General features: G+C 40.8%; 23 protein-coding genes. 12 read left to right on the top strand and 11 right to left on the bottom strand.

Features of this window, described 5'->3' with window-relative positions; translation table 11 throughout:
* The first annotated feature begins 313 nt into the window (after positions 1–313).
* The 7 genes from ATS74_RS18755 (at position 314) to ATS74_RS18785 (ending at position 9,419) form a co-directional block, all read left to right on the top strand.
* Positions 314–991, top strand: a complete 678-nt coding sequence (locus tag ATS74_RS18755) for a haloacid dehalogenase type II (protein ID WP_058550388.1) — start codon at positions 314–316, stop codon at positions 989–991.
* 327 nt (positions 992–1,318) lie between these two features.
* Positions 1,319–2,857 (top strand): pyridoxal phosphate-dependent decarboxylase family protein, encoded by a 1,539-nt coding sequence (locus ATS74_RS18760; RefSeq protein ID WP_058550389.1) that lies wholly within the window; start codon positions 1,319–1,321, stop codon positions 2,855–2,857.
* Entirely contained in the window at positions 2,857–4,176 is a 1,320-nt protein-coding gene (locus ATS74_RS18765) for a lysine N(6)-hydroxylase/L-ornithine N(5)-oxygenase family protein (RefSeq protein WP_058550390.1), read from the top strand. The genes ATS74_RS18760 and ATS74_RS18765 overlap by 1 nt, the downstream gene beginning before the upstream one ends.
* On the top strand, positions 4,173–5,351 hold the full coding sequence (locus ATS74_RS18770) for an MFS transporter (protein ID WP_058550391.1): 1,179 nt from the start codon (positions 4,173–4,175) through the stop codon (positions 5,349–5,351). Before ATS74_RS18765 ends, ATS74_RS18770 begins: the two co-directional genes overlap by 4 nt.
* Before the next feature lie 25 nt (positions 5,352–5,376).
* Positions 5,377–7,725 (top strand): GNAT family N-acetyltransferase, encoded by a 2,349-nt coding sequence (locus tag ATS74_RS18775; protein ID WP_058550392.1) that lies wholly within the window; start codon positions 5,377–5,379, stop codon positions 7,723–7,725.
* Positions 7,718–8,356, top strand: a complete 639-nt coding sequence (locus tag ATS74_RS18780) for a hypothetical protein (protein ID WP_058550393.1) — start codon at positions 7,718–7,720, stop codon at positions 8,354–8,356. The genes ATS74_RS18775 and ATS74_RS18780 overlap by 8 nt, the downstream gene beginning before the upstream one ends.
* Entirely contained in the window at positions 8,340–9,419 is a 1,080-nt protein-coding gene (locus ATS74_RS18785; RefSeq protein ID WP_058550394.1) for a heparan-alpha-glucosaminide N-acetyltransferase domain-containing protein, read from the top strand. The genes ATS74_RS18780 and ATS74_RS18785 overlap by 17 nt, the downstream gene beginning before the upstream one ends.
* Before the next feature lie 37 nt (positions 9,420–9,456).
* On the opposite strand, the gene ATS74_RS18790 is transcribed toward ATS74_RS18785, so the two are convergent.
* A complete protein-coding gene (locus tag ATS74_RS18790) occupies positions 9,457–10,323 on the bottom strand; it encodes a LysR family transcriptional regulator (protein ID WP_058550395.1) in 867 nt (288 codons plus the stop codon).
* Positions 10,324–10,431: 108 nt separating this feature from the next.
* Here ATS74_RS18790 and ATS74_RS18795 point away from each other — a divergent pair, with 108 nt between their 5' ends.
* The gene (locus tag ATS74_RS18795) at positions 10,432–10,932 is read left to right on the top strand and encodes a lactoylglutathione lyase family protein (protein ID WP_008130525.1); all 501 of its coding nucleotides are present in this window, start codon (positions 10,432–10,434) and stop codon (positions 10,930–10,932) included.
* Positions 10,933–11,028: 96 nt separating this feature from the next.
* Here ATS74_RS18795 and ATS74_RS18800 read toward each other — a convergent pair whose 3' ends face one another.
* Positions 11,029–12,267 carry an ABC transporter permease gene (locus ATS74_RS18800; RefSeq protein ID WP_058550396.1) on the bottom strand — a complete coding sequence of 413 codons (1,239 nt, stop codon included), beginning with the start codon at positions 12,265–12,267 and terminating at the stop codon, positions 11,029–11,031.
* Positions 12,261–12,971: an ABC transporter ATP-binding protein gene (locus ATS74_RS18805; RefSeq protein WP_235592034.1), complete on the bottom strand. Its 711-nt coding sequence runs from the start codon at positions 12,969–12,971 to the stop codon at positions 12,261–12,263. The genes ATS74_RS18800 and ATS74_RS18805 overlap by 7 nt, the downstream gene beginning before the upstream one ends.
* A gap of 79 nt (positions 12,972–13,050) precedes the next feature.
* Here ATS74_RS18805 and ATS74_RS18810 point away from each other — a divergent pair, with 79 nt between their 5' ends.
* The gene (locus tag ATS74_RS18810; protein ID WP_058550397.1) at positions 13,051–13,629 is read left to right on the top strand and encodes a DUF3299 domain-containing protein; all 579 of its coding nucleotides are present in this window, start codon (positions 13,051–13,053) and stop codon (positions 13,627–13,629) included.
* A 1-nt stretch (position 13,630) separates the two neighbouring features.
* Complete coding sequence (locus tag ATS74_RS18815) at positions 13,631–14,074, top strand: hypothetical protein (protein WP_058550398.1); 444 nt, start codon at positions 13,631–13,633, stop codon at positions 14,072–14,074.
* Positions 14,075–14,427: 353 nt separating this feature from the next.
* Here ATS74_RS18815 and ATS74_RS18820 read toward each other — a convergent pair whose 3' ends face one another.
* The 7 genes from ATS74_RS18820 to ATS74_RS18850 form a co-directional block, all read right to left on the bottom strand.
* Positions 14,428–14,595: an SEC-C metal-binding domain-containing protein gene (locus tag ATS74_RS18820; RefSeq protein WP_058550399.1), complete on the bottom strand. Its 168-nt coding sequence runs from the start codon at positions 14,593–14,595 to the stop codon at positions 14,428–14,430.
* A 223-nt stretch (positions 14,596–14,818) separates the two neighbouring features.
* Positions 14,819–16,447 (bottom strand): HAD family acid phosphatase, encoded by a 1,629-nt coding sequence (locus ATS74_RS18825; RefSeq protein WP_058550400.1) that lies wholly within the window; start codon positions 16,445–16,447, stop codon positions 14,819–14,821.
* Complete coding sequence (locus ATS74_RS18830) at positions 16,434–17,477, bottom strand: CobW family GTP-binding protein (RefSeq protein ID WP_058550401.1); 1,044 nt, start codon at positions 17,475–17,477, stop codon at positions 16,434–16,436. The genes ATS74_RS18825 and ATS74_RS18830 overlap by 14 nt, the downstream gene beginning before the upstream one ends.
* On the bottom strand, positions 17,467–18,027 hold the full coding sequence (locus tag ATS74_RS18835; RefSeq protein WP_058550402.1) for a DapH/DapD/GlmU-related protein: 561 nt from the start codon (positions 18,025–18,027) through the stop codon (positions 17,467–17,469). The genes ATS74_RS18830 and ATS74_RS18835 overlap by 11 nt, the downstream gene beginning before the upstream one ends.
* Before the next feature lie 32 nt (positions 18,028–18,059).
* Complete coding sequence (gene folE2 / locus ATS74_RS18840) at positions 18,060–18,983, bottom strand: GTP cyclohydrolase FolE2 (RefSeq protein ID WP_058550403.1); 924 nt, start codon at positions 18,981–18,983, stop codon at positions 18,060–18,062.
* A gap of 17 nt (positions 18,984–19,000) precedes the next feature.
* Positions 19,001–20,335 (bottom strand): dihydroorotase, encoded by a 1,335-nt coding sequence (locus ATS74_RS18845; RefSeq protein ID WP_058550404.1) that lies wholly within the window; start codon positions 20,333–20,335, stop codon positions 19,001–19,003.
* Between the two features lie 61 nt (positions 20,336–20,396).
* On the bottom strand, positions 20,397–20,915 hold the full coding sequence (locus ATS74_RS18850; protein ID WP_058550405.1) for a ZrgA family zinc uptake protein: 519 nt from the start codon (positions 20,913–20,915) through the stop codon (positions 20,397–20,399).
* A 242-nt stretch (positions 20,916–21,157) separates the two neighbouring features.
* On the opposite strand from ATS74_RS18850, the gene ATS74_RS18855 reads away from it, so the two are divergent.
* Positions 21,158–21,601, top strand: coding sequence for a GNAT family N-acetyltransferase (locus tag ATS74_RS18855; protein WP_058550406.1), 444 nt, complete (start codon positions 21,158–21,160; stop codon positions 21,599–21,601).
* Positions 21,602–21,780: 179 nt separating this feature from the next.
* Positions 21,781–22,140, top strand: a complete 360-nt coding sequence (locus ATS74_RS18860) for a GNAT family N-acetyltransferase (protein WP_235592035.1) — start codon at positions 21,781–21,783, stop codon at positions 22,138–22,140.
* Between the two features lie 557 nt (positions 22,141–22,697).
* Here ATS74_RS18860 and ATS74_RS18865 read toward each other — a convergent pair.
* Positions 22,698–24,608, bottom strand: coding sequence for a hypothetical protein (locus ATS74_RS18865; protein ID WP_058550407.1), 1,911 nt, complete (start codon positions 24,606–24,608; stop codon positions 22,698–22,700).
* Positions 24,609–25,017: the final 409 nt, after the last annotated feature.

Genomic DNA, 25,017 nt, shown 5'->3' on the forward strand with positions numbered 1-25,017 from the left:
AATAACTCTAATAGTTTTATTATGACTTTATTCCACCGCTAAATTTACAACAATTGCGAACTTTAATTTAAAGGTATTAGTTTTTAGCTCTTAGATTGAGTTAGACCTGCCTTAATTTGTGTCCTCTTACCCAAAATTAATTATGGGTGGCTACTAAAATAATCATCCATATAGATAAAATCCTTTCAATTATTATTATTTTAATGCTCTAACTTTTAAAACAGACAAGCTTTGTTAATTTGAGCAAGTGTTCAAAGTAAGTTAAGCTCAAAGCGACTAATCTACAAGTAATTTAAATTTATTGGGAGTAAACATGGCAACCACACTTGCATTTGACGTATACGGCACGCTTATAAACACTCACGGCGTACTGTCCTTACTTGAAGATATGATTGGCGATAACGCGCAAAACTTTTCAAATACATGGCGCGAAAAACAATTGGAATATTCGTTTAGGCGCGGATTAATGCAAAACTATATTCCGTTTTCGTTATGTACTAAACATGCTCTCGATTACGCGTGTTTATCGCATAAAACGCAGCTTAGTGACGATCAAAAGCAGCAATTGCTTGAGCAATATAAAATTTTACCGGCCTTTGATGATGTTAAAAAAGGACTTGAGCAACTTAAAGCACAAAACTACCGATTGTTTGCGTTTTCTAATGGCGCTGCTGATGCGGTTAATAAATTGCTCGAAACCGCTGGCATTAGTGAGCTTTTTGAAGGTGTTGTAAGCGCCGACGATATGAAAACATTTAAGCCAAATCCAGGTGTTTACAGCCATTTTTTACGCGAGACCAATTCAACGGGCGCAAACACGTGGCTTATTTCGAGTAACCCGTTTGATATAACCGGCGCTATTTCGCATGGTATGCGTGGTGCGTGGATAAAACGCTCAGAAGATTCTATTTTTGATCCGTGGGAAATTCAGCCTAATACGGTTGCCACTGATTTAGTAGATTTGAAAAATAAGCTCGAAGAGATCAATTAAGCTGCATTTTTACTTTTATACCCCTCTTTACCGCTTAAGTTGTAAAGAGGGTTTAGCCCTTATTTTGTTAGTCCGCCTAAAATACCCAAGCTTTAAATTAACCTTTCCCCAATTTTCAAACTAACAAATCTTTACTAATTAGAGTGCACTTTAAATATTTGCATAGCTCGTTTTATATACTCTGTTAGTTTTAAATGTAATTCCTTATAACTAATTACTTTCCCCTGAGTACGATAATAACCTTATATTTAGTCCTTAATCATTATTGATAATGCAAATTGTTACCATTAAGATCCTTGAACCCAAATAAGTACCAAGGACCGAAATATGTCACAATTACAAACCGCACAGCTCAGCTCTGTTCAAAACCAAACTTTATTTGAGCAAAATGGCCTACCGCCGCAATTTAATCTCGACCAGTTTATTAACTATCAAATAGCTTCGCTGCAGGGGCTTTCGGCTGTACAACAAGCTATGGCTAAAGCGCAAAAGCCGTTTTCTGGCGTGGCGGTTAATACGCTTGCCGCTACTGTAAATGATGTAGATTTAGCTAAACCTCTCGCTGATTTCTCGGCGGTATTAAACGAGCTTAAAAGTGTGTATTTAGATCACGCTGTGTATTTTCATCACCCGCGTTATATGGCGCATTTAAATTGCCCCGTCACGTACCCTGCAGTTGTAGCAGAGCACATCATTGGCGCAATCAATACCTCGGTAGATACTTGGGATCAAAGCGCTGGCGCGACCCTTATTGAACAAAAATTAATAGATTGGAGCTGTGAAAAAGCAAAGCTGCCAAGCACTGCCGATGGCGTTTTTACAAGTGGTGGTACGCAATCGAACTTAATGGCGATGCTTGTTGCACGCGAAGTAGCTGTAAGCCGTTATGCAGCAAATCATGAAGTAAAGCTGCAAGGCTTGCCTGATGTAGCCTCTCGTTTTCGTATTTATTGCTCTGAGGTGGCGCATTTTAGTATTCAAAAGGCAGCAGCATTATTGGGCTTAGGTTATAACGCGGTAGTACCTGTGGCTACAAACAATAAAATGCAAATGGATATGGATGCGCTTAACCACGCAATTGCGGATTCTAAAGTCAAGGGCGATTTACCTATCGCCGTGGTTGTTACCGCCGGTACAACCGATTTTGGCTCAATTGACCCAATTGAAGACATAGCAAAACTTGCTAAAAAAGAGCAGCTTTGGTGCCATGTTGATGGCGCATACGGCGGCGGTTTACTGGTAAGCGAGCACCATCGCAGTGCCTTAAACGGTATAGAACAAGTAGATTCAATTACCATTGATTATCATAAATCGTTTATGCAACCGGTTAGCTGCAGTGCGTTTTTATTAAGTGACAAACGCCACTTTAGCCATATTACCCTTTACGCCGACTACCTTAACCCATTAGCTGAGGCCGGCAATGGCACGCCAAATTTAGTTGATAAAAGCTTACAAACCACACGCCGTTTTGATGCCCTAAAGCTTTGGTTAACACTGCGCACCATGGGCGAAGCACCACTTGGGCGAGCGTTTGATAAAGTAATTGGCCTTGCTCGTCAAACCCATATTGTGCTCAACGACCACCCTGATTTTGACGTTATAAATTACCCAGAGCTTAGCGCACTGGTATTTCGCTTTGCGCCAGAGGAGCTAAAACATAACCCCGATTTACTCGACACCCTAAATCTGCACGTACGCCAAACATTTTTAAATACTGGTGAAGCCATGATTGCGCGCACCAAAATTAACGGCCGTCACTACCTTAAATTTACGCTACTTAATGCCCAGTGCCAATTGAGCGATGTGCGAGCTGTTCTTGAACAAATTAGCACTATTGCGTGGCAAACGTATAAGGAGCAAAAATAATGAGTAATCAACCTTATGACTTTATAGCCATTGGCCTTGGCCCGTTTAATTTATCGTTAGCATGTTTAAGTGAGCCACTGGAGGGCGTGAAAAGCTTATTTTTAGAGCAGCGTAGCCAATTTGATTGGCACCCCGGAATGATGCTAGAAGGTGTTACTTTGCAAACGCCGTTTATGTCTGACTTAGTGACCCTTGCAGATCCTACCAGCAAGTACAGTTTTTTAAATTATGCCAAGCTTAATAATCGCTTATACCCTTTTTATATTCGCGAGAGCTTTTTTTTACTGCGTAAAGAATACAACCTCTATTGCCAGTGGGTGTGCTCGCAGCTTAGCAACGTAAGTTTTGAGCAAAGTGTAACTAAGGTTGAGTTTTGCCCGCAAACTCAGTGCTATACCGTTACCTGTAAAACCCCAAATGGGGAGCAGCACTATGTTACGCGCCACTTAGTGCTTGGCACTGGCCCTGCCCCATATATTCCTGATTGCGCAGTGCAAAGTAATTCAAATAACGTACTGCACAGTAGCGATTTTTGCCACCGCCTTGATGAGCTAAAAGCTGCTAAACGCGTTACGGTTGTGGGAGCAGGACAAAGTGCGGCTGAAATTTATCACACCTTATTACAACAAGCCGTGCCAAACGGTTTGCAACTAGATTGGATTGCGCGATCGCCGCGTTATTTTCCGCTGGAATACACTAAACTTACGCTGGAGATGACCTCTCCTGAGTATGTTGATTACTTTTATAATTTAAAAACTGAGCAACGCGATTGGCTTAATCAAAATCAAAAAAACTTATTTAAAGGCATTAATGGCGATTTAATTAATGACATTTTTGACACCCTTTACGCGCAAAGCCTAGATGGGCCCATTTCTACCACATTTAAAACTAACAGCAAGCTTACTAATACACGTAAAAGTGCTGGTCGCTTAGTAACTGAGTTTTATCATCAAGAGCTAAATGAAGCCTTTGAAATAAAAACCGATTACTTAATTTGTGCCACGGGCTTTAAATACAAGCGCCCTGCTTTTTTAAACCCCATTGCACAGCAACTCCCAGAAGATGAACAAGGCCGCTATTTAGTTAGCCGCGAGTATGCGGTAGATAGCGAACAAAAACGTATATTTGTACAAAATGCAGAGCAGCACACCCATGGTTTTGTAACCCCCGATTTAGGCATGGCGTGTTATCGCAACAGTATAATTTTGCGCGAAATACTCGGTTATGCGCCGTATCAGGTTGAGCAAAAAATTGCTTTTCAGTGTTTTGATTTAAGCGATGTAGAAACCCAATCACAGCAAAAGAGTAACGCCGCATGAATTTACGTTTAGCGCTTATTTTGCTTACGGTTATTTCGGTAGTGTGCGACACCTTATTACTGCCGTTTTATCCGCAGTTTTTTGCCAGCGAATTTTCTGTAAGTAACCCCACTCTTATTGGGGTGTTTGTAGCTAACTGTTGTATTACCGTTATGCTCGCGCTGCCACTGTGGGCAAAGGTTGCCAAAAAATACCACGAGCTGGCTCTTTGGCTTGTAACGCAAGTGATTGCCGCCTGCTTTGGTTTGCTTTGTTATTTTGCAACTAACGTGTGGGAATTTTGGTTTTATTATCAGCTTATGTTGGTGCTTAAAGCCAGTTACCTGCTTATTTACCCGTTTGCACTGCGTTTAGAGCAGCAAAGTAAGCATCTTTCTATTATTGGCTTGTTTTCGGTACTTATGCACTTTGGTGCTATTGGCGGCGCATTAGTGGGCGGGTACTTTTTTAGTATAAATGCACCGCGTTATGCATTGTTATTAAGTGCTGCGGGCGATGTAATACAAGTGCTGCTGTGTGCCTATTTAATGGTGAGCTTAAAGTTAGGTATTTATCAGCAAGCGATTGAAAGCGAAAAACCACGTACTCGTACACCGTATTTTATTTGGAAATTTTGTTTTATAAGCGTGGTGGTTTATTTTAGTGCGTTTTTAATTAGGCCGTTTTTTACGACCCATTGGCAAGGAATGAGCGCGCAAAGTAGTGCATTCCAAAGTGCGCTTGTGTACGCCATTCCTGCTTTTTCAGCGCTACTTATGCTGCTGTTTAACCACTTTCGGCAGCACTTACCTCTCCCTACGCTTAGTCGCACCAGCACATTATTGTGTGCACTTATTTTTGGCGCTATTGGGCTTTATTTACAGGCGCAAGAGTCGGTGTGGTTAGTTGTCAGCTCTCGCGTTTTATACGGTATAGCGCTGTTTCAGGTCATGGTTTTATTAGAAGTGATGCTATTTGCTAAAAGCGAGCCTGCTCACTACGGCAGTGATTTTGCCAAAGTGCATGTTGCGCAAAATATTGGCGTTATTTTAGCGTCGTTATTAGTGGGTATGAGCGTGGAATATTTTAATACCACCGTGCCTTTTTACTTTGCTGCCATTGGCTTTGCAAGCCTTGGCGCTATTTTGATGTGGCGCGTTAAATTTGTTGGCCAAGCTGCACACACAGCCACTTAATAATTAAAAAGATTTAGGAGTTTTTATGTATTTTTCATCTTTTGTAACCACGTTACAGAACACCGGTAATGTGACTATGCGGTTACTACAACAAAGCGATATGCCCATAATTTGCCAGTGGCTTACACTACCTTACGCCCATTTTTGGGGTATGAGTAAACACACACCCGATCAAATGTGCAGCGCCTACCAAGATATAATTAACAACCCGCATCATCATGCTTATGTTATTGAGCAAAATAATGAGCTGCTTGCCTTAATTGAGCTTTACAGCCCAAAGCACGACAAACTACTCGCAGCCGCCTATGAGGTAATGCCAAACGATACCGGCATGCATATTTTACTCGCCCCAAATACACAGCCTAAACGCTATTTTAGTTTTGAAATAATGCAGTGCGTATTGCACAGTATTTTTACTCATAATGCCGATGCACGCGTAGTAGTAGAGCCCGATATTGCCAATAGTAAAATTCATACCTTAAATAAGCGTTTAGGCTTTGTGCATACTAAGCAAATAACCCTTGCTGATAAAAACGCCTACCTTGGGTTTTGTAATAAAGCTGCGTTTGAAACGCACGTTAATTTACATCACAAAGCGCAAACGCCAATAAACACCAACTATATAAAGTTTGACCACTGGCAGTGGGCTAACAGGCACTTACAAAGTAAAGCCATTAGCGAGCTGGTACACGAGCGCTTATTGGTTGCAGAGCAAACCCCACAAGGTTTTAAAGTAAATATTGAAGGGGGTTATTTTATATTTAATGGCCGTGCTATGGCGCTTAATCATATAGATATAGACGAGCCAAGCTTATGCTTTTATAACCTTAATAATGAGCAAGCAGAGCTTGATGTACTGCACTTTTTTAGCGTGCAAGGCCCTGCGCTGGGTTTAACTGGCGAGCGTTTAGCCACTTACCTTGAAGAGCTTAACGCCACACTTGCGAGTGCCTGTTATAAACGCGAAAACAACACCCTTAGCGCAGCCGAACTAGCGCAATTAGGGCTACAACAAATAGAGGCCGCAATGAGCGAAGGCCACCCTGCGTTTGTGGCTAATAATGGCCGTATTGGTTTTAGCAAAACCGACTTTTTACACTATGCGCCAGAGGTGGGTAAACCGTTTAAAGTATTGTGGTTAGCGGCGCATAAAACAGTATGTGATTTTGCTTATAGTGAATACTTTAGTGATTACCCAAGCCATATAAGTGGTGAGCTTGATTTAACCACCCGTGATGCGTTTACCAAAGCGCTAAAAGCGCAAAACCTAAACCCTGATGATTACCTATTAATACCAGCGCACCCGTGGCAATACCAACATAAATTAAGTGTGGTGTTTGCCAACGAGTTTGCCAATAACCGTTTAGTGTATTTAGGTGAAGGCGACGATTTATATCAAGCGCAGCAATCTATTCGTACGTTATATAACTGCTCACACCCGCATAAGCCGTATTTAAAAGTGGCGCTGTCTATTTTAAATATGGGTTTTATGCGCGGGCTTTCGCGCGCTTATATGGCGGTAACCCCGGCTATAAATGATTGGGTATTTAATAAAGTAAACTACGACCCCACGCTTAGCGCGTGCAATTTTACTGCACTAAGAGAGTACGCTACCTTAGGGTATGCGCATCATACCTTTGAGCAAAGCGCGTTGGGCGATACACCGTACCGTAAAATGTTTGCCTGTTTATGGCGCGAAAACCCAAACCATAACTTACAAAATAATGAGCAACTCACCACCATGGCCGCATTGCTGCACCTAGATAACAACGGTAAAAGTATGGCAGGTGCATTAATAGATCAAAGCGGTTTAAGCACACATGCTTGGCTGCAACACTATTTTAACGCCTATCTTATCCCGTTAGTGCATTGTTTTTATGCCCATAAATTAGTGTTTATGCCCCACGGCGAAAACCTCATTTTAAAGCTTAAAAATTCAGTGCCTGTGGGCGCTTACATGAAAGACATAGGCGAAGAAGTAGCGCTGCTTAACAGCACTGAACCTCTACCTGATGAGGTTTCGCGTATTCATATTGCTATGCCTAAAGAGCTTGAATTACTAAGTATATTTACCGATGTATTTGACTGCTTTTTTAGATACCTAGTTGCTATTTTAGTAAGAGAAGAGCGCATTACCGAGCACGATTTTTGGCAAGGTGTTGCGCAAAGTGTAAACGCGTATCAACAAGCCAACCCTGCCTTAAATGCGCGTTTTAAAGAGTATGACTTTTTTAGTGATGAATTTGCACACTCTTGCTTAAACCGTTTACAGCTTGGTAATAATAAACAAATGGTTGATTTAACCGACCCAGCAGGCAGTTTACAGTTTGCCGGAAGTTTAAATAACCCGGTATCGGCAAAGCTGTATGGCTAAGCCAGTAACCCTTGCGCACTTTTTATTTTGCCCAGATGAGCCAGCTACTGCGGCTCACCCAAGCTTAAATTTAGTGCGCAAATTAGCGATTCATTGCAAGGCGCATTACCCACATGCGCCTACGCAATTTATTAGCCGGCATTTATATTTGCAGCTTTGTTGGCAAACTATTTATGCCTATTGTTATTGGCATACTTCTAAACACAACGCGCATAACCCCATGCACTTACAATTAAAAATTAGCAGTGCTTACAGTCGGGGGTTTAACCTCACAGGCGCGCCTATATTAAGCAAAACTGAGCAAAATAATGCACTCATTGAGTTTATAAGTTGTGTAGGTAAGTGGATAAATAGTGAGTACGCGCTTAGTAAAAAAGAGCAAGGGCGCTTATTACTCGACACCCTAAATAGCGCATTTGAGCGCGCTCATAGCTTAAATTTAGCAAGTGCTGAGCACATTACACATTGCCATCAACAGCTACATAACTTAATCAGTAATCACTTTAATTTAAACACCCCATTTAAATTAACGGCCGAGCGCTTAACGTGCTGTCGTTATTATTTAGCAGGTTATAACAAATGCCAAACCTGCCCTAAAAAGGATATTAAAACCAATGAACACACGTCTTAAAACGATAGACCTTGCCCGAGGTGCGAGCGTTTTTATTATGATTTTGGTACACACCCTATGGATGTACTCGAGCACAACGCTTCAAAGTGAAAGCCTATTTGGTGCTGTTATTCATATACTTGGCAAAGGCACCGCCTCGTTTTTAGTGGCAATGGGGCTGTCTATGGCGCTTTCGCGCAGGCAAACCCCAATGTTATTAATTAAGCGTGGTATACAGCTTTTACTCCTTGCGTATTTAATGAATGCGGCAAAATTTTGGCTACCCATTGAGGTATTTAATACCATGCCCGAGGCGTTTATAAATGCCTATGGCTGGCAAAGCCCGCTCAGTGCTGGGCAGTTACAATTTATGGTGCTAACGGGTGATATTTTACAACTTGCAGGGGTGAGTTTAGTACTGTTTGGTGCGCTTAATATTGCCCGCTGGAAAACCACATGGATTGCATGTTTAGCTGTGGCTATTGCACTTGTAAGCCAGTTTGTTAGGGGGCAGCAGTTTGCGCTTTCGCCTTACATTAGCGATTTGTTTTTTGCTAATAACTACCAAGTTTATTTTCCGGTATTTCCGTGGGTAAGCGCTATATTAACCGGCTACGTGCTTGGGCGTGTATATATAAATAGCCAACATAATGCAGCGTATTTATTTAATGTGTGTGCAAAGTTAGGGGGTGTATTATTAGTAATTGGTTCAGTGTGGTTATTTATTGATTTTAAAGGCCAGTTTGGCAACTTTTTTCACTTAAATGGAGGCGGTATTATTTATTTAATTGGCTTAAATTTATGTGCATTAGCCTTAATAGAATATGCCATTGCAAATAAATTTAATGGCCCTATTACCCGCGCTCTTTTATATGCGAGCAAACATGTAACGGCCCTTTACATTATTCAATGGGTGCTAATTTGCTGGTTTATGGGCGTATTTGGTTATCATACTCAGTCGCTTTGGCCAACGTTGTGCTTAATGGTACTTATGAGTTTATTAACTTTTGCAGTGCACAAAGTGTATTTGCAAGCTAAGCAAACCATACTCGCTATTAAGCAAAAGCCTAAGCGCACAGCATAAATTGTAAAGGGGCTTTACGGGCGCAGTTACACGCGCCCTAGCCTGCTTTTATTGCTTCAATTACTGTATTCATGCGCTTTGCCATTGGCCTGTTACGATGATGGCACACATAAATATTTTCGCTAATCGGATTAGCTAAATGATGTGTTTTAATAAGCGCAGGTTTATTAAATGCGCTAACAGCATGCGCAGGTAAAACCGTAAAACCGAGCCCTAAACTTACCGGCTCCAGTATTAAACTTATTTGGTTAGAAAACCCCGTGCGCTTAATTTGATCAACATGTTCAAACTCACTGTAGTTTTCGCTTAGTAATAGCTGCGCGTGGTGTTTTGCATCGGGATGGCCAATAAAGCCAAGCTCACATAAAACCTCCCACGTGGGTTTTTTAATATGTGCGGGGGTTACTAATAATAAAGCTTCTTGGCCAATTTTATGGCTGGTAACTTCGCTAAGCGTGGGGGCTTGGGTTAAAAAGCCTATGTCGGCACTGTGGTTTGCCACCGCTTGCTCTACACTGGTATTAGGTGCAAAGCGATAATCAATATTAAGCTCGGTATGCTCAGCCTGTAATGCTAATAATTGGCTATAAAATTGTAGCCCACAACTACCAGGCGATTGTATTTTTACTAGGCCGCTGTAAGGCGAGTCATCTTTTAATTGTTGTTCTAAAAATTGCCATTCTTTTAATAACAAGCTGCCTTGCTGATACAAGTTTTGCCCATGGACGGTAAGGGTAAATTGTTTGCCGTGACGCTCTAATAGCGCACATTTTACTTGCTGCTCTAGCTTTTTAATATGCTGACTTACCCCTGATTGGGTCATAAATAAGCGCTCGGCGGTTTGGGTAAAATGATTTACCTCAACCAACGTACAAAACGTGTTTAACCATGTCGGGTTTATCATTACAAAACGTACTCAAAATGATGATTAATGATAATTTTACTTAATAAGTACATGTTCGTAAACTAACTCCATCAACTTAGATAAGTCACACGTTAAAGAGGAAGCATTATGAGTCATACATATCCACGTAGTTTTTCGCACATTGGTATTTCAGTACCAGATGTTGAAAAAGCCGTAGAGTTTTACACTAAGGTGATGGGTTGGTACACCATAATGGAGCCTACCGTGATCACTGAAGATAACAGCCCCATTGGCGAAATGTGTACCGATGTATTTGGTCCAAATTGGGAAAAATTTAAAATAGCGCACCTTTCAACAGGCGACCGTATTGGTGTAGAAATTTTTGAATTTAAAGACCAAGAAAACCCTAAAGACAACTTTGAATACTGGAAAACCGGTATCTTTCATTTCTGTGTACAAGACCCAGATGTTGAGGGCTTAGCGGATCGTATTGTTGCTGCAGGTGGCAAAAAACGTATGCCAGAGCCTCGTTACTACTACCCTGGCGAAAAGCCATACCGCATGATCTACATGGAAGACCCGTTTGGTAACATCCTTGAGATTTACAGCCACAGCTACGAGCTTATATACAGCGCAGGCGCTTACTAAACTTAGCTCGTTTAAAAAAGTTTGACTATAAACAGAGGCCGCAGTATTTATTACTGCGGCCATATTGTTTATTACACGATTAAATTTTTAAAGGTGCTAATTTTTAGAGCCAAGCGAACTGTGCAGGGCATTTTTATAGGCCTCATACGCGGGTATAGCTGAGGTAATAATAGCGGCAACAGTAATAACGGCGATTACTTTTAAAGTCTCTACATTAAGCATGTTTGCATTTAAAAATAAGCCATAAGTAGCGCCTAGCCAATCACCTAAAAGCCATAAAGTTAAACTTAGTAAAGCAGTTGCAGCTGCGCTTGCTAGTATTACTAAAATTAAAGCCTCTACCAGTACTAAGCTAAAAATAATGCTTGGCCCTGCGCCTAATACACGTAGCACGGCAATTTCGTTTTTACGTTGTGCCATAGAGGCAAGTAACATGGTTGATAAGCCAAATAACGAGGATACCAACACCAAAATACCAATAATGCGTAGCAGGTTTTCAACGGTTGCCATCATTTGCCAAAGCTCGGTCATGGCCACACCAGGTAAAACGGCCATTAACCTATCGGCTTTATAGTTGTTTATATCGCGCTGTAATTTAAAGGTAGAAAACTTAGACTTTAAACCCAGCATTACTGCGGTAATGCTCTCGGGTGTGGTGTTTACCGAGTCTACATTATTAAGTAATTTAGCTTGTTTTGCCGGTGATAAATGTATGGCCTCAATGGCGTTTAAGCTTACATGTATGGTTTTATCAACAGGCGTACCCGTGGGGCTAAGTATACCTTTTATAATAAAGGGAGTGTTGTCGTGATGGGTAAAGCTTGTGTTACCAATACCATGGGCAATGACTACGCTTTGGCCAATTTTATAATTAAGTTTTTTGGCTACATCGGCCCCTATTACCGCTTCAAATAACGTGTTAAATGGATGGCCGCTACTAAAGGTAAGTGGTTGCTTAATGCCGTATTTAAAGTGTTCAAAGTAGCTATTATTAGTGCCCATTACTCTAAAACCACGGTGCGAGTCGCCAAGCGAAATAGGGATTGCCCATTTTACTAATGAGCTGCTCTGTAGGGTTTCATAGCTTTTATAATTAATATTACTGGTGGGGCTACCCATTCTAAATACCGAGTAAAGCAGCAGATTTAACTGCCCACTAGGTGCGCCTACTATCATATCTACATCTGAAATGGTTCTGTTAAAGCTTTCTTTGGCTTGCTGGCGAATATGCTCAACACTTAACAGCACGCTTATACTTATAAGTAATGATAAAAACGTAAGTATGACCGATTTACGCCTACTGGCTAAGCTGCTCCACGCTAACGATACTAGCATTTGTTACTCTCCTCTTTTAAAAGCGAAGTTACATTTACACTGCGCTCAAAAAATTGTTGTAAGTGCATATCGTGGCTTACAAATACAAGCGTTATGCTGTGCTGCTTACATAAATCAATTAGCAGGGTCATAAATGCATCGCGCGATGCGGCGTCTAATGCCGAGGTGGGTTCGTCAACTAATAGCAGTTTAGGTTTATTTATTAAAGCGCGGGCAATGGCCACACGCTGCTGCTGGCCAACACTTAATGTATTTGCTGCTTTTTGCAAAGTGGTCGTCGGTAATTTAAGCGCTAAAAGCAGAGCGCTCGCCTCTTGCTCTATTTGCGTATTGCCTGTTTTTGCAAAGTAGCTAGCTAGTTGAATGTTTTTTAACACACTTAAGTACGGTATTAAATTAAATTGCTGAAACACCACGCCAATGTTCTGGGCTCTAAATTTATCGCGCTTTTTTGACGAAAGCGTCGAAAATGCCTGCTCAAGCAAGGTTACATTGCCACTTTGCGGTGTGAGCACCCCTGCTAATAAATTAAGCAATGTGGTTTTACCTGAGCCAGATTCGCCGTGTAAAAACACCTGTTCCCCCTGCTTTACTTGCCAAGTAGGAATGTAAAATGAGGTTTTATCGGCTTTGTGGTACTTATAGCAAAGTTGGTTAATATGTATGGCTAAGGGAGTAGAGGCCGAAGAAATTGTATTAGGCACGATGAGACTCCTATGGTTTGATAAGTGTTGATATGTTATAACGTTTTTAGTTGAGCAATAAGCTAATTGAGATAAAAATATGTCAAAAAATGTAACTAACATGGTTGCTTGGTTTGTTATAGCCGTGGCTAGTTTAGTATTTACTTGTGAGTCAGCGGCTCAAAGTACAAGTTACGAAGAAATAGAGTGGATTCAGTTGATGCCTAAAGATGATTTAGACGCGCTGCTTAATCCGCCTGAATACTTAGAAGAGATCGTAGATGGCTCAGGCCAAGACACATTAAATAGCCTAGACGCTAAACCGTTTGATAACGAGCAAGATAAACGGTATCAGCAAGCTTTAAGCTCAGTACGAGTGATTGAAAGTTACAACAATAAAAAGCTGCGTATACCTGGCTTTATAGTGCCGCTTGAATCAGAAGAAGGTAAACGTATTAGCGAATTTTTTATTGTGCCTTATTTTGGCGCGTGCCTGCATATGCCACCGCCGCCACCTAACCAAATAATTTACGTTAAGTTTGATCAAGGTGTTGATCTTAAAAGCCTGTATGACGCATTTTGGTTTGAAGGCACACTGACGATAAACACCGTTGAAAACGAACTTGGCACATCGGCTTACCAGCTTAAGTTAGACAATGTATTACCGTACGAGGATTAAAGTGAAAGATATAAATATAAAACGTGGATTGTGCGGTTTAGCTTTTTTGAGTTCTTTAGGCGCTGGTGCGTGTGAGTTTCATGCGGGCGTGGGTTTAAATCAGTTTCATCCTTTTGCTCGGCAACACTTTCAGCCTCCTATTTTACAAAATTTCTCGTTTGAACACGCCAAACAAGCACAGGTAAAAGTGGGTACCCCTAGCACGGCAAGCTTTAGTTACTTAGTGCCTAAACGTTACAGCGCGGTAAGTGTAAAATTTATTGCACCTAAAAATATAAAATTAACTGGGGCTGCTTCTGTACAACTTGCCAGTACCCGGGGTATTCATCGTTTAAAATATGTGGCAAATAAGGCAGGCAATAGTGAAATTGTTATTCAAATTAACGGTATTTTAAATGCAAAGCCCTTCACGCTTGAACAAAAAATAAGCGTGGCGGCCAGTTGATATAACTTACATTTAGGTTAAATACAAAAAGGGCTAACGTAACGCTAGGGCGTGTTGAACTTTGTTGATTGAAATTTGTTCAATCTAGGGACGATTAAATCACGGCGCGAGGTTCGTAACCTAGTGGGCTAAGTAAAAACCGAGCAACAAAGAGTTGATCGTCCCTAGAAAGAACCCAAAGGGCAGCGCATGTTTGGTATTTATGCGGCGTTATCGCCTATTCGTGGGGAATAACCACACTACATAGGCTCTGCCTTGCCTAAAAACCAAACATACTGCTGCAAATTCACCCACGAAAGATCAACACGCCCTAGCCCTTTTTTATACCTAAATTAAAAGTGCATTGCTGCAATTTATGTGTTTTTACCACAACACTTTTTATATTTACGCCCGTTACCACATACACACGGATCGTTTCGCCCTACCTTTGGCGCGTCACGTGTTACAGGGCTTTGCGGTGGTGGGCAGCAGCTTGTGTTAGTGCAGCTTGAGCCTGCTGGGGCTGGTGATTTATCGGTCATATTACTCTTCCTTTTTAAATAACCTGAACTCTGGATAATAAATCTATCTCGAGCAGCTATTTTCAGCGCTAGCTGCGTTGAATTTACTTGCAATAGGCCAGCTATTGACGCGTAAATTCGCCTTGTTTTCACTAAAAATCTCTGGCTAGAGAGAATAAATTTAAATATCAACCTAATTTAAACGTTAGTAAATCTCTTAACCAGAGCTCAGGTTAAATAGTATTTACCACGAACCATACATAGGGTTTGGTAGTAAAAATAATGATTTACCAAGCTTGGGTTGTAGCGTTTTTATATTGGCGGTTTCTTGTGTTACGCCGCTAAAGTCTTCTATGTTATCCCCCACCTGAAACTTAATAACCTGTGGCTGCTGCCAGTTATTATTTTGCCCATTTGATGAAAAACAATCGGCTTTGCCTTGTGTTATTTGCTGGCGGCGCAAGTCTTTATCGTTAATAAATTCGTTGCTATTAACGGCGTTTTTGTCAGCCTCTGAACGGCCCATTAAACAGGTGTTTTCAACTGCTATAGGTAACCCCACTGCTTTTAAATTATTCCACGTGTGCAAATCGTTTTGCTTATTACGGTTAGTAACAAGCGCTATTTTTCCACCGTGTTTATACACTGTTTCTATAAACGATTTAGCACCAGGTACCAGTGTGGCTTTTTCGCTTGCAACCCATGCCTGCCATGATTGTGGTGTATACCCTTTGCCGTTAAGCTCGGTTTGTTTTTGATATGCTGAGTTATCAAGCACAGTTTCATCAACATCCATCACGGCCACCCAATTACGTGCAGTGTTTGGCAATTGCATTACCGCTGCTTTTGCTTGTTCATAGGTTGTAGTTGCTAGTGCTTTATACTCTTTACTGGTTGTTTGCCATAACACTGCCGACGACAGTGAGTGCGCATTAGCAGCAAGCGAAACCGATACCGCGCAGTGGTCACTCAACATGGCTTTGTTATCCATATTTTTGAATTTATGCACCTGAGCCGACGCTTCAATATTTTGCGCATTCATACCGCCAACAATAATGTGATCGATAGGCGCCGGGTAGCGTGCTTGGCACCCTAATAATTGGCTGGTCGTAATACTTGTTGAGCGCTCATCACTTAATAAAGTACGGGTTAGCCTATTGTAAGGCGCTGATATGCGGTGGTTAAAATCACCTAATATTACGTAAGGCGTGCCTGCTGTTTCGTGTTTTTCAACCCAGCTATTAAGCACTGGTGCTTGTTGTGCATAGGTTTTACACGCGGGTGAGTCGCTTTTTAAGTAGTCATCTACAAAACAGCCACTTTTCATGTGTACGTTAAGTATATCGGTTGGCCCTTGCTGTGTATTAACTGTTATTTGTAATCCGTAGCGCAGCCCTGCTCTTGCTAATCCTAATTGGTCTATAGGAGCTGTATTAAGTACAGGTATTGCTTTTTTTACTGCAAAGGCTACTTTTTGCTGGGTTGATAAAGCTCCCGTTTGTCGGCACGTATAGGCTTTGCTGTCTGCTCGGTTAGACATAATTAGTTGCCAGTCGTCTTCAGAGAATATTTGCTGTAACGCCGCTTTAGAAGCCACTTCTTGTAGTGCAATAATATCGGCGTCTAAGTTTTTTGCATACGCTTTCATTGCTGCTATTTCGCTTGGCGTTCTGGCTCTACAACCTGTATCTATTGGGTATGCAAGGTGCTCAACATTCCAAGTCGCTATTTTTAAAGCGGGTTGAGTTTGAGCTTGTAGCTGCGAGGCCGGCTGAGCTGAAAAACTTTCATTAGTATTGTTAGCTTGGTTAGATGTACAGCCAACACTAAGCGCACTGACTAAAGCAATGGTTAATGTATTAAATGTGTTCATGGTTGGTTTTCTCTGTGTTGGTTTTATTATTAATTAAGCAGTTCATGAGTTGTTGCGCCCACATAGAGTTAATTTGTATCGCTATTATTTCTATGCGGCTTTCTTGGCAGTCGTTTAAAGGGGTAACGGTTAAGGTTTGCTCCGCTAAGTTAAAGCCTACAAACCCTTCGTATGTTTTTATAACAGCTTTAATTCGCTCTACTTTTAAATTGCTAAACAAAGCGTGCAGCGCGGTTTTACTAAATATGTGTGCTGCACTAATACGCCAGCCAATACTTTGATAGCCTTGAGCGCTATTTTTAATGCAAAGTATGCCATTTGTGGGTAACGGCGCTTCACGGGTATTAATGCCTGAGTTTGTATGAGCATGCGCAGTGCAAGGCGCAGATTGATTATAGCCGCAATCACCTTGTAACAACTCAGGTGCTATTTCACCTTGTGTAGTAAATACAATTTGCTGTGTTTGGTTTGCGCGGCTTATTACGTAATCAGTTAATGTTTCAGCGTCATTATGAGCGTATAAATCGTGCTTGTTACCTACAATAATATCTGCAATATCAATTTGTTGGTTAAACGTAGCATGGCTTGTATAACGCGAGTCGTTGAGCTTTCTGGCATCAACTAAAGTAATTGTTTTTTGTAAGCTCAGTACATTTTTATAATGCGATGATGAAAGTGTTTGTAATACTTCCTTTGGGTGGCCAAGCCCTGTGGGTTCAATTAAAAGCCTGTCTGGTTTTGCTTGTTTTAGCAGCTGATTAAGTGCAACTTGCATTGGCACGCCGGCGGTACAGCACATACAGCCACCGGGTACTTCGCGAATAAATACACCGCTGTTTGGGCTTTGTTGCCCATTAAGTAGTGCGCCATCAATACCTACTTCGCCAAATTCGTTTACTAATACCGCCCAGCGCTCAGAGCGTGGTTTGGTTTTAAGTAGCGATACAATAGCGCTGGTTTTGCCTGCACCTAAAAACCCACTAATAATATTAGTGGGTATTGCCTTTAGCGTTTGCTTATTAGAGTTCATTAGCCAATTTCTTGTAACCTTTTACCAAATCGTGATTTGCAGACACCACCGATTCAGAAAATGTTGAGTATTCTGGCGGTACTTTGCTTATGCTGTTTAAGTCAAAGCCGGGTTCTATATTGGTCATTGGCGGTACATGAAAATCTTTAGGTAAATCTAATCCATCAACAACGCAGTTATGCCTAACTACACACCCATTTCCCACATGCGATCTAAATACTACCGAATTAAAGCCAATAAATACATCATCCCCTACGCTGCACGGGCCATGAATAATAGAGCGATGCGCTATAGACGTGCGCTCACCAATAGATACCGCAGCACCCGATTTAGAATGAATAACCACGCCATCTTGTATGTTTGAATTTTTTTTAATAATAATTGGCTGCATGTCGCCGGTGTCGTCTACTTCATCGGCGCGAATAACCGCATAAGGGCCAATAAATACATTGTCTTCAATTATTACTTTGCCACATACAATGGCTGTTGGGTCTATAAATGCGCTTTGTGCGACACTTGGCATGTGGCCGTTTGGGTTTTTTCTTAACATTTTTTATCCTACTAAATATGCAAATTAAGGTTTTAAATAACACGCTGCTGCGAAAACTTTTGGTCGTACACAACAGCGTTGTGAGCGTGTAAGCTTTCTTGGTGTTCAACTTTAAAGTGGTAGTCGCAAATGTTGGTTTTTAGCTCTAAGGCCTGTTTAATTCTGCGGGCGGCATCTTCGCAAAAAAGTAAGTTTTCGGCATTGAGCTTGGCAAATGCTTGTTCGTCTTCGCGTTTTACTGCGGTTTGAACGGGCGTACCAATCGCACTTTCTAGTTGTGTAATAAGTGCAGGTAAGTCAGGAAGCTCTTCACCTTTAATACGCATTGTTATATACGCGTATGAGCGCTGGCTGTGTGGTGTAGCAATACTGCCTTGCTCTGATGCTAGCCACTCTAGCAATGCGTTTTTATCAACGTGCTGCTCTGTAAATTGCTCTGCTACGGCATCGCTTAATGCTTTTCGTGAAAGCGCGGCTGAGCACGGGCACGTGCTTGAATAAGCAATAGTAAGGCTAAGCTCGGTATTAATTTCACCGTCTTCAATGGTTTTACATACATTCACCGGATACGCCTGATATCCCGACTGATTTGATAAAAGCGCAGGTTTATTGAGTGTTAGCTCAAAGGCTAAATTTACTTTAGCGCTTAGGCTTAGGCCTTGCTGAGAGTGCAGCATAGTATTTAATAACGTTGTTAAACTTTTGCCCGTTAAAGGCTGGTTTACAAGCCGCTCTTTAAGCAGTAAATACAAACGCGACATATGTATGCCTTTGGCTTCGGCTTTATTTAAACTTACAAATATATCGGCTTTGGCGTGCGTATGGATAGGTTCGCCAGCGAGAGGTAAAACATGCAAAGGCAGCGAAATTCCTTCCATCCCTACCCATTGTAAAGGTTGTGCATTCAAAGAGTTATTCTGCGAAGTAATATCTGGCAAATGGCTTTTAGCATTCATAAATTTAACTATTCCGATTAACGATTAAAAACAAGAGGCATGGCAGGTTTGCTAGGTTTAGAGACCGTTTTGCCATCGTAAAGGCGCTCGCCATTAACCCACGTGCTCACTATTTTTGAAGAAAACTCAACGCCATCAAAAGGCGTCCAACCGCAAAGGTAACGGCAAGAGTTGTGGCTAACTTTTGTGGTTTGCTGTGTACTTACCAGCACTAGGTCGGCGTAGTAACCCTCTTTTATAAAGCCGCGTTTATCTACTTTAAAACGCAGCGCGGGGTTATGTGCGGTTTTTTCTACCACCTGCTCTATGCTTAAGCGGTTGTTTTTAACGTGTTCTAGTAAGCTTAAAAGTGCGTGCTCTACTAAGGGTAAACCTGCTGGCGCGTTAACATAATCAGTTTGCTTTTCTTGCCATGTATGCGGAGCGTGATCGGTGGCAATAATATCTATTTGGTTATTTTTAACTGCGTTTACAAGCGCATCGCGATCGGTATTAGCTTTTATGGCAGGGTTACATTTTATTAAGTTACCTAAGGCTTCGTAATCTTGCTCGCTAAAATATAAATGGTGTACACAGGCTTCTGCGGTAATGCTTTTATTGGCTATATCGCCTTTAGTAAATAAACTCAGCTCTTTTTCGGTGGTTATGTGTAATACATGCAATTGCGCATTGTACTTTTTAGCAAGCGACACCGCATACGACGATGAGGCATAGCAAGCCTGCGCATCACGAATTTTTGGATGGTCGGTAATACTAGGCACAATGCCTTGTTGCTCATAGCGCTGATTGTTTTTGCTAATGGTTTTACCATCTTCGCAGTGGGTAACTATAAGTACAGGGCATTCACGAAATATCCCCTCAAGAGCTTGTGGGTTTTCTACTAATAAATTACCGGTAGATGCCCCCATAAACACCTTTACACCACATACTTTTTTAGGGTCGAGCGCTTTAATGTCATCTAAATTGTGCTCTGTAGCGCCAAGGTAAAAAGAGTAATTAGCATAAGAATGCTGCTCGGCTATGGCGTATTTGGCCTCAAGTGCCGCTTTGTTTGTGGTTGAAGGGTTAACGTTAGGCATTTCCATATAACTTGTAATACCGCCGGCAACTGCTGCGCGCGACTCGGTTAATATAGAGCCTTTATGGGTAAGGCCTGGCTCTCTAAAATGCACTTGGTCATCTATCATGCCCGGCAGTAAGTACGCACCTTGCGCGTCAATAACATCGTCGTTTTCGCTCGCGGCTATATTAGGGGCTATGCGTTCAATAAATTGGTTGGTAATGCGTACATCAGCACGTTGCATTTTACCTTCGTTAACTATTTGGGCATTTTTTATTAGTTGGCTTTTCATGCTTACGGCTCTTATTTAGTCAGCAATTTATGTTTAATGGGTGTGAGTTGGCGGCTAAATATTAGCTTTGCCAGCTTATTACAGGATTACTGCGCGTCACCTCTGTTGAGCCTTGCCCCGTATTACTAATCCATTGCACGTTAAGCGCATTCAGCGAAGGCATTAAGTTAAACAGCGTGACCGAAAAGCCCATAACCGGTGTCTTGCAGTTAAAATTGTAGGTGGCTTCAACATTATGATGATCGTGCTCATCGTGCTCATCGTGCTCTATGTGGCTGTGAGCAAGCGAGTTTTCGGTGCTTTGTAAAATACACTGCCCTTTAATATCAATAGCGTGGCTACTATTTTTTAATTGCTGAGCAAGCACGTTAATGGCATGTTTATCAGATAAGTTAGCAGCTTGGTGTTCAAACCCCAGTGCATCGGCAGCCGGAATAATAAACTGCATTTGCAGCACATTGCCCTCTTGAGCAATAAGTAACTCACCTTCCCCATGAACATGCTTTTGCGCATGAGCTTGGGCACTAATGCCCAACCCTAATAGCAGGGCAACACTCAGGCCTTGAGTAAACACTTTCATAAACTAACCCTTAATTAAAATAGAGCTCAATACAGCAGTTGTTATAATATAACATATTGATAGAATCCTAAAAAGATAATAATTGAGAGTGTTTAACTTATAGGCTGGCAAGGCTTTATCCTATAAAACGATCTAAGGTTTAAGCTGCCATCCTTTTATTGAATAAAGCCATATATTGTTTATAGGTACAGATACTGGTAAGTTCAGGTTAGTTATATAAGTAAGCAATATTAAGGAAAAACATGACACTGTCATTGGAAGACATCACCTCAGATAACTACGAAGCCATATGCGAATTGGATGTTACTAAAACGCAAGAAGAATACGTAGCGTGTAATATGTGGTCGTTAGTTGAGGCTCACTACAATAGCGGGTATACCTGTAAAGCTATTTACCTAAATGCTCTGCCAGTTGGCTTTTTTATGTGGGTACAAGAAACCCTTACAAAGGTTTCTATTTGGCGCTTTATGGTTGATCAAACTCATCAAAATAAAGGCATTGGGCGCAAAGCACTAACTATGGCAATTGAAGAGATTAAAACAACTTCTAAGCTTGAACAAATTGAAATTTGTTATAACCCGAAAAACCCAATAGCTAAAGATTTTTATACAAGTTTTGGGTTTGAAGAAGTTGGCCTCGATGAGGATAACGACGATATGTTAGCGGTTATTAAAATTAGTAGTTAACTCATCATAAGTAGGTCGCTAATTTTAAGGAATAATAGTTGTAAGGAAATATTGTGATCATAAGACAATTTGCAAAGAATGATTTTTTAGCCGTCCAAAACATTTATCAGCAAGGTATTGATACCGGCAACGCGACTTTTCAAACTAAAGCTAAAAATTAGCAGCAATGGAATAGTTCTATGCTTAACTGTTGTCGCCTTGTTGCAGTGCAAAGAGAGCAAGTGCTCGGCTGGGCGGGGTTATCGGCGGTTTCAAACCGTGAGGTATACTTGGGCGTTGCTGAGGTAAGTGTATATGTTGCAAACCAAGCCCAAGGTAAAGGCTTGGGGCAGGCACTGATCAATGCACTCATTAATGAGTCAGAAAAAAGCGGTATATGGATGCTACAAGCCAGTATATTCCCTGAAAATACTAGCAGCATTGCTTTACATGCTCGCAATGGTTTTAGGCAGGTTGGAAATCGAGAGAAACTAGGTAAATTAAATGGTGTGTGGCGCAATGTAGTTTTAATGGAAAAATCCTGCAACTCCTATCTTTGATGAGTATTAAACAAACTGTATTACCGGGTGATTTAGTGGCTGTTACTGCTAAACAAGTGAGCCCAATAATAACTGTTAAAGCAAAATATCTTGCCAATTATTATCAGTATTCTAGGTTATCAAGTGACTGCTGAGTGCCATGAGCGGTCATTGGTGTTTGGTAGTTTGGATAGCAGCTTTGTACGAAAACCAGACCTTAGCGAAATTGTTGCAAGCGGCAGATAAGAGGGAAGACCTTTTTAAAACAGGACGTTCCGTGTTTGAATATTTACAATGAATTCTCTTAATTCAATCTATCTCAGACTAGAGAAGCGTTATGCAATCTCCAGCAACACCACGTTGATAATGAAGCTTAGTGATGTTTGCAACTAAGTACTAAATTGTAAAAAAGAGAAACATTTTAAAACTATCAAGCATTAATTGTGCGTTGGTCAAATTTTACTTTAAAGATGGTGCTGGTCAATTGCAATTGTATTGCCTTGCGGATTTTCTATAGTGAAATTGACCATAAGTTAAGACTCCATTCATGCAGATACAAACTATTTTTGATAGATTTATTATAACAAATTCTCGATGAGTTTTTCTAAAGCAAGTATATTGGCTGCTGATAAAGATGTCGTTAAATTTGCATCAGTGGAAGCGTCAATGGCAGTCGCTCCACGAATGTTGCGTGCTAAAAATTGATTAAACGCATTTATCAGTGCTTGTTTTTGCGTGGTGGTTAAATTTAAATAACAATCCTGATTCGTAATAGATGGACAGGTTTTGGTTAGTGAATTTGCGTGATCCAATGCAAGTTCACTTAAAAAGTCGTTCACATTAGCAATCAAAAGTGCCTTTCTTTTCTTGAGTGCTTCAGGCGCGATCGCTCGCGCCTTTATGTCACTCACATTCGCAACCAGCTTATCAATCGCTTGTAACTCCCCAGAAAATTTTTCAAATAGTGCTTTGTTAAAGAACTTTTTATAACCATTTTGCAACACGATTTTGACTTTACCCGCATCACTGAATGGTTTACTGCCCAACGGTATAATAGTGCTAAGCTGATGAGCTGGGTTGGGATTGACGCTTTCTAGAAACGCATGTAACTCTATTTGAAAGTACTGTACTTGTTCACTTGAAATTAGTGACTCACATTCAGGCGGTAATGGTATATCATCGCATTTTGCCGTATTCATTTTATTTAACTCAATGTCGTACAGTTTGACGAACTTCGATGCCTCGATAGAAAATAAATCAAATTTATCTTTTGTAATATCGCTAACAATTGTCTTTAAGGTATTCAATGATTTTTGCAAGCTCGCTTCTTTGGCGCGGCTACTAAAGGTATTTTCTAAGCTTGAAATCGCTTGTATCGCTTGTGATGCACTTTCATCTGCAGCTTGATTCAAATCATTTAACAGCAACTCAAATGTCTGAATATTATCCAAGGTTTTTTCAACGAAACCAGATTTAATTTGAAAGGTTAAATAGGTATTTTTACGATAGTCTTTGAAATACTTACCGGTATTCAAATCAAGTGTACATGGTATGTAGTCAAACTCATCAAAGGTGCCATCATCATAGTTAACTCTGGTCAATTCCTTATCATCTTTTTCACACTCTTCCACCAAGCGGCCGGAAAGATTATCAAAGTACAATTTGTCCAATAGTTCGGTTTCCAGTGGCCCTTTGTTAGTATTTTTACGGATAAATGCGTAGTTACCTTCAGCAACGATTGGGCTTTGATAATTTTGCGATTGAGAATCGGGAACCAAGGTCATCGAATACCGAAAAAGAATATCATCACTGGAGTTAGATAATATGGCTGAGCCGACAGAATCTAGCACTGTCAGCACGTCACTGGCAGGCGGATATAATTGTTTTCCAGCGGATGCCAGTGATTGCAGTATCGCTTTTTGTTGATCTGAAGGATCATCAAGCTCGACAATGGTCAACTGAATAATTAAAGGACCACTTTCATATTTGATAGGACCATAAACGGGTAAATAAGAAAAATTTAAATACTGAAGGGCTTTTACGCCATTTGAATAAAAAATAACCCGACCATTTTTATCTGCTGAAGGCCCAAATGACATTGAACATCCGGCCTTTCCCTGCTCACACACATTAGCAATGATCACCATCTCCGCGTTGGAGCCTCTTCCTCCAAAGAGCTCAGAAGCATTTCTCCATTCAAATGCAGCACCGTTGAATGCTTGCATCAAATGTACCGAGATTGTGTCTCCGGAAGCAATTTGTGGTACTTTCGTGTATTTGCGGTAAAGAGTTTCATAACACTCACGCGTTACCCCTGCACGAGTATATTGAGATTTGTCATAAAGTGCTTTATCACACTGAGTTATATCCTTGGCGGACAAGGCATTATTTTCAACGGTTCGAACATAATCAACCTCACCTTCTTCAATTATCTGGCAACCAGTAAACAAAAAAAGTGAATAACATAGTAAAAAAATACGTAGTTTCATTGCGAGTCCTCTTTCCTTGAGTTTGGAACAACCTCATTGCGCGACGCGAACAACCTTCAAAAAACAACGTCGCGAACACCCACCTCAAACCCTTAAATTATAAAAATGTGCGTTCTTGCTCTATTGGTGACAAGTTTTATTATCAAATTTAATATTCGATATTACTAAAAGTCTGAATAAAATATATATTTAAAAATACTTGATCTAAGATAGTTTAATATTAAGTAATATGGTAGGGAAAACATACTTTTTGATATCGAAACAGGCTGTATAATTAAGTCTCTATTAGTTCAAATTAAAAGAATAACAATTATTTACGTCTTCTTATCACAGTGGAGAAATTTCACATTAGCTTTAAACGACCGGAAATCGTGCATAGCGCCAATTTAAATAATACTGATAGGCGGTC

The sequence above is a fragment of the Pseudoalteromonas sp. H103 genome (assembly GCF_001469205.1).
GTDB classification, from domain to species: domain Bacteria; phylum Pseudomonadota; class Gammaproteobacteria; order Enterobacterales; family Alteromonadaceae; genus Pseudoalteromonas; species Pseudoalteromonas carrageenovora.

Bases quoted from the DNA above. Each gene is read 5' to 3' on its own strand.
- ATS74_RS18755 (WP_058550388.1), top strand. From the start codon at position 314: ATGGCAACCACACTTGCATTTGACGTATACGGCACGCTTATAAACACT.
- ATS74_RS18760 (WP_058550389.1), top strand. From the start codon at position 1,319: ATGTCACAATTACAAACCGCACAGCTCAGCTCTGTTCAAAACCAAACT.
- ATS74_RS18765 (WP_058550390.1), top strand. From the start codon at position 2,857: ATGAGTAATCAACCTTATGACTTTATAGCCATTGGCCTTGGCCCGTTT.
- ATS74_RS18770 (WP_058550391.1), top strand. From the start codon at position 4,173: ATGAATTTACGTTTAGCGCTTATTTTGCTTACGGTTATTTCGGTAGTG.
- ATS74_RS18775 (WP_058550392.1), top strand. From the start codon at position 5,377: ATGTATTTTTCATCTTTTGTAACCACGTTACAGAACACCGGTAATGTG.
- ATS74_RS18780 (WP_058550393.1), top strand. From the start codon at position 7,718: ATGGCTAAGCCAGTAACCCTTGCGCACTTTTTATTTTGCCCAGATGAG.
- ATS74_RS18785 (WP_058550394.1), top strand. From the start codon at position 8,340: ATGAACACACGTCTTAAAACGATAGACCTTGCCCGAGGTGCGAGCGTT.
- ATS74_RS18790 (WP_058550395.1), bottom strand. From the start codon at position 10,323: ATGATAAACCCGACATGGTTAAACACGTTTTGTACGTTGGTTGAGGTA.
- ATS74_RS18795 (WP_008130525.1), top strand. From the start codon at position 10,432: ATGAGTCATACATATCCACGTAGTTTTTCGCACATTGGTATTTCAGTA.
- ATS74_RS18800 (WP_058550396.1), bottom strand. From the start codon at position 12,267: ATGCTAGTATCGTTAGCGTGGAGCAGCTTAGCCAGTAGGCGTAAATCG.
- ATS74_RS18810 (WP_058550397.1), top strand. From the start codon at position 13,051: ATGTCAAAAAATGTAACTAACATGGTTGCTTGGTTTGTTATAGCCGTG.
- ATS74_RS18820 (WP_058550399.1), bottom strand. From the start codon at position 14,595: ATGACCGATAAATCACCAGCCCCAGCAGGCTCAAGCTGCACTAACACA.
- ATS74_RS18825 (WP_058550400.1), bottom strand. From the start codon at position 16,447: ATGAACACATTTAATACATTAACCATTGCTTTAGTCAGTGCGCTTAGT.
- ATS74_RS18830 (WP_058550401.1), bottom strand. From the start codon at position 17,477: ATGAACTCTAATAAGCAAACGCTAAAGGCAATACCCACTAATATTATT.
- ATS74_RS18835 (WP_058550402.1), bottom strand. From the start codon at position 18,027: ATGTTAAGAAAAAACCCAAACGGCCACATGCCAAGTGTCGCACAAAGC.
- folE2 (WP_058550403.1), bottom strand. From the start codon at position 18,983: ATGAATGCTAAAAGCCATTTGCCAGATATTACTTCGCAGAATAACTCT.
- ATS74_RS18845 (WP_058550404.1), bottom strand. From the start codon at position 20,335: ATGAAAAGCCAACTAATAAAAAATGCCCAAATAGTTAACGAAGGTAAA.
- ATS74_RS18850 (WP_058550405.1), bottom strand. From the start codon at position 20,915: ATGAAAGTGTTTACTCAAGGCCTGAGTGTTGCCCTGCTATTAGGGTTG.
- ATS74_RS18855 (WP_058550406.1), top strand. From the start codon at position 21,158: ATGACACTGTCATTGGAAGACATCACCTCAGATAACTACGAAGCCATA.
- ATS74_RS18860 (WP_235592035.1), top strand. From the start codon at position 21,781: ATGCTTAACTGTTGTCGCCTTGTTGCAGTGCAAAGAGAGCAAGTGCTC.
- ATS74_RS18865 (WP_058550407.1), bottom strand. From the start codon at position 24,608: ATGAAACTACGTATTTTTTTACTATGTTATTCACTTTTTTTGTTTACT.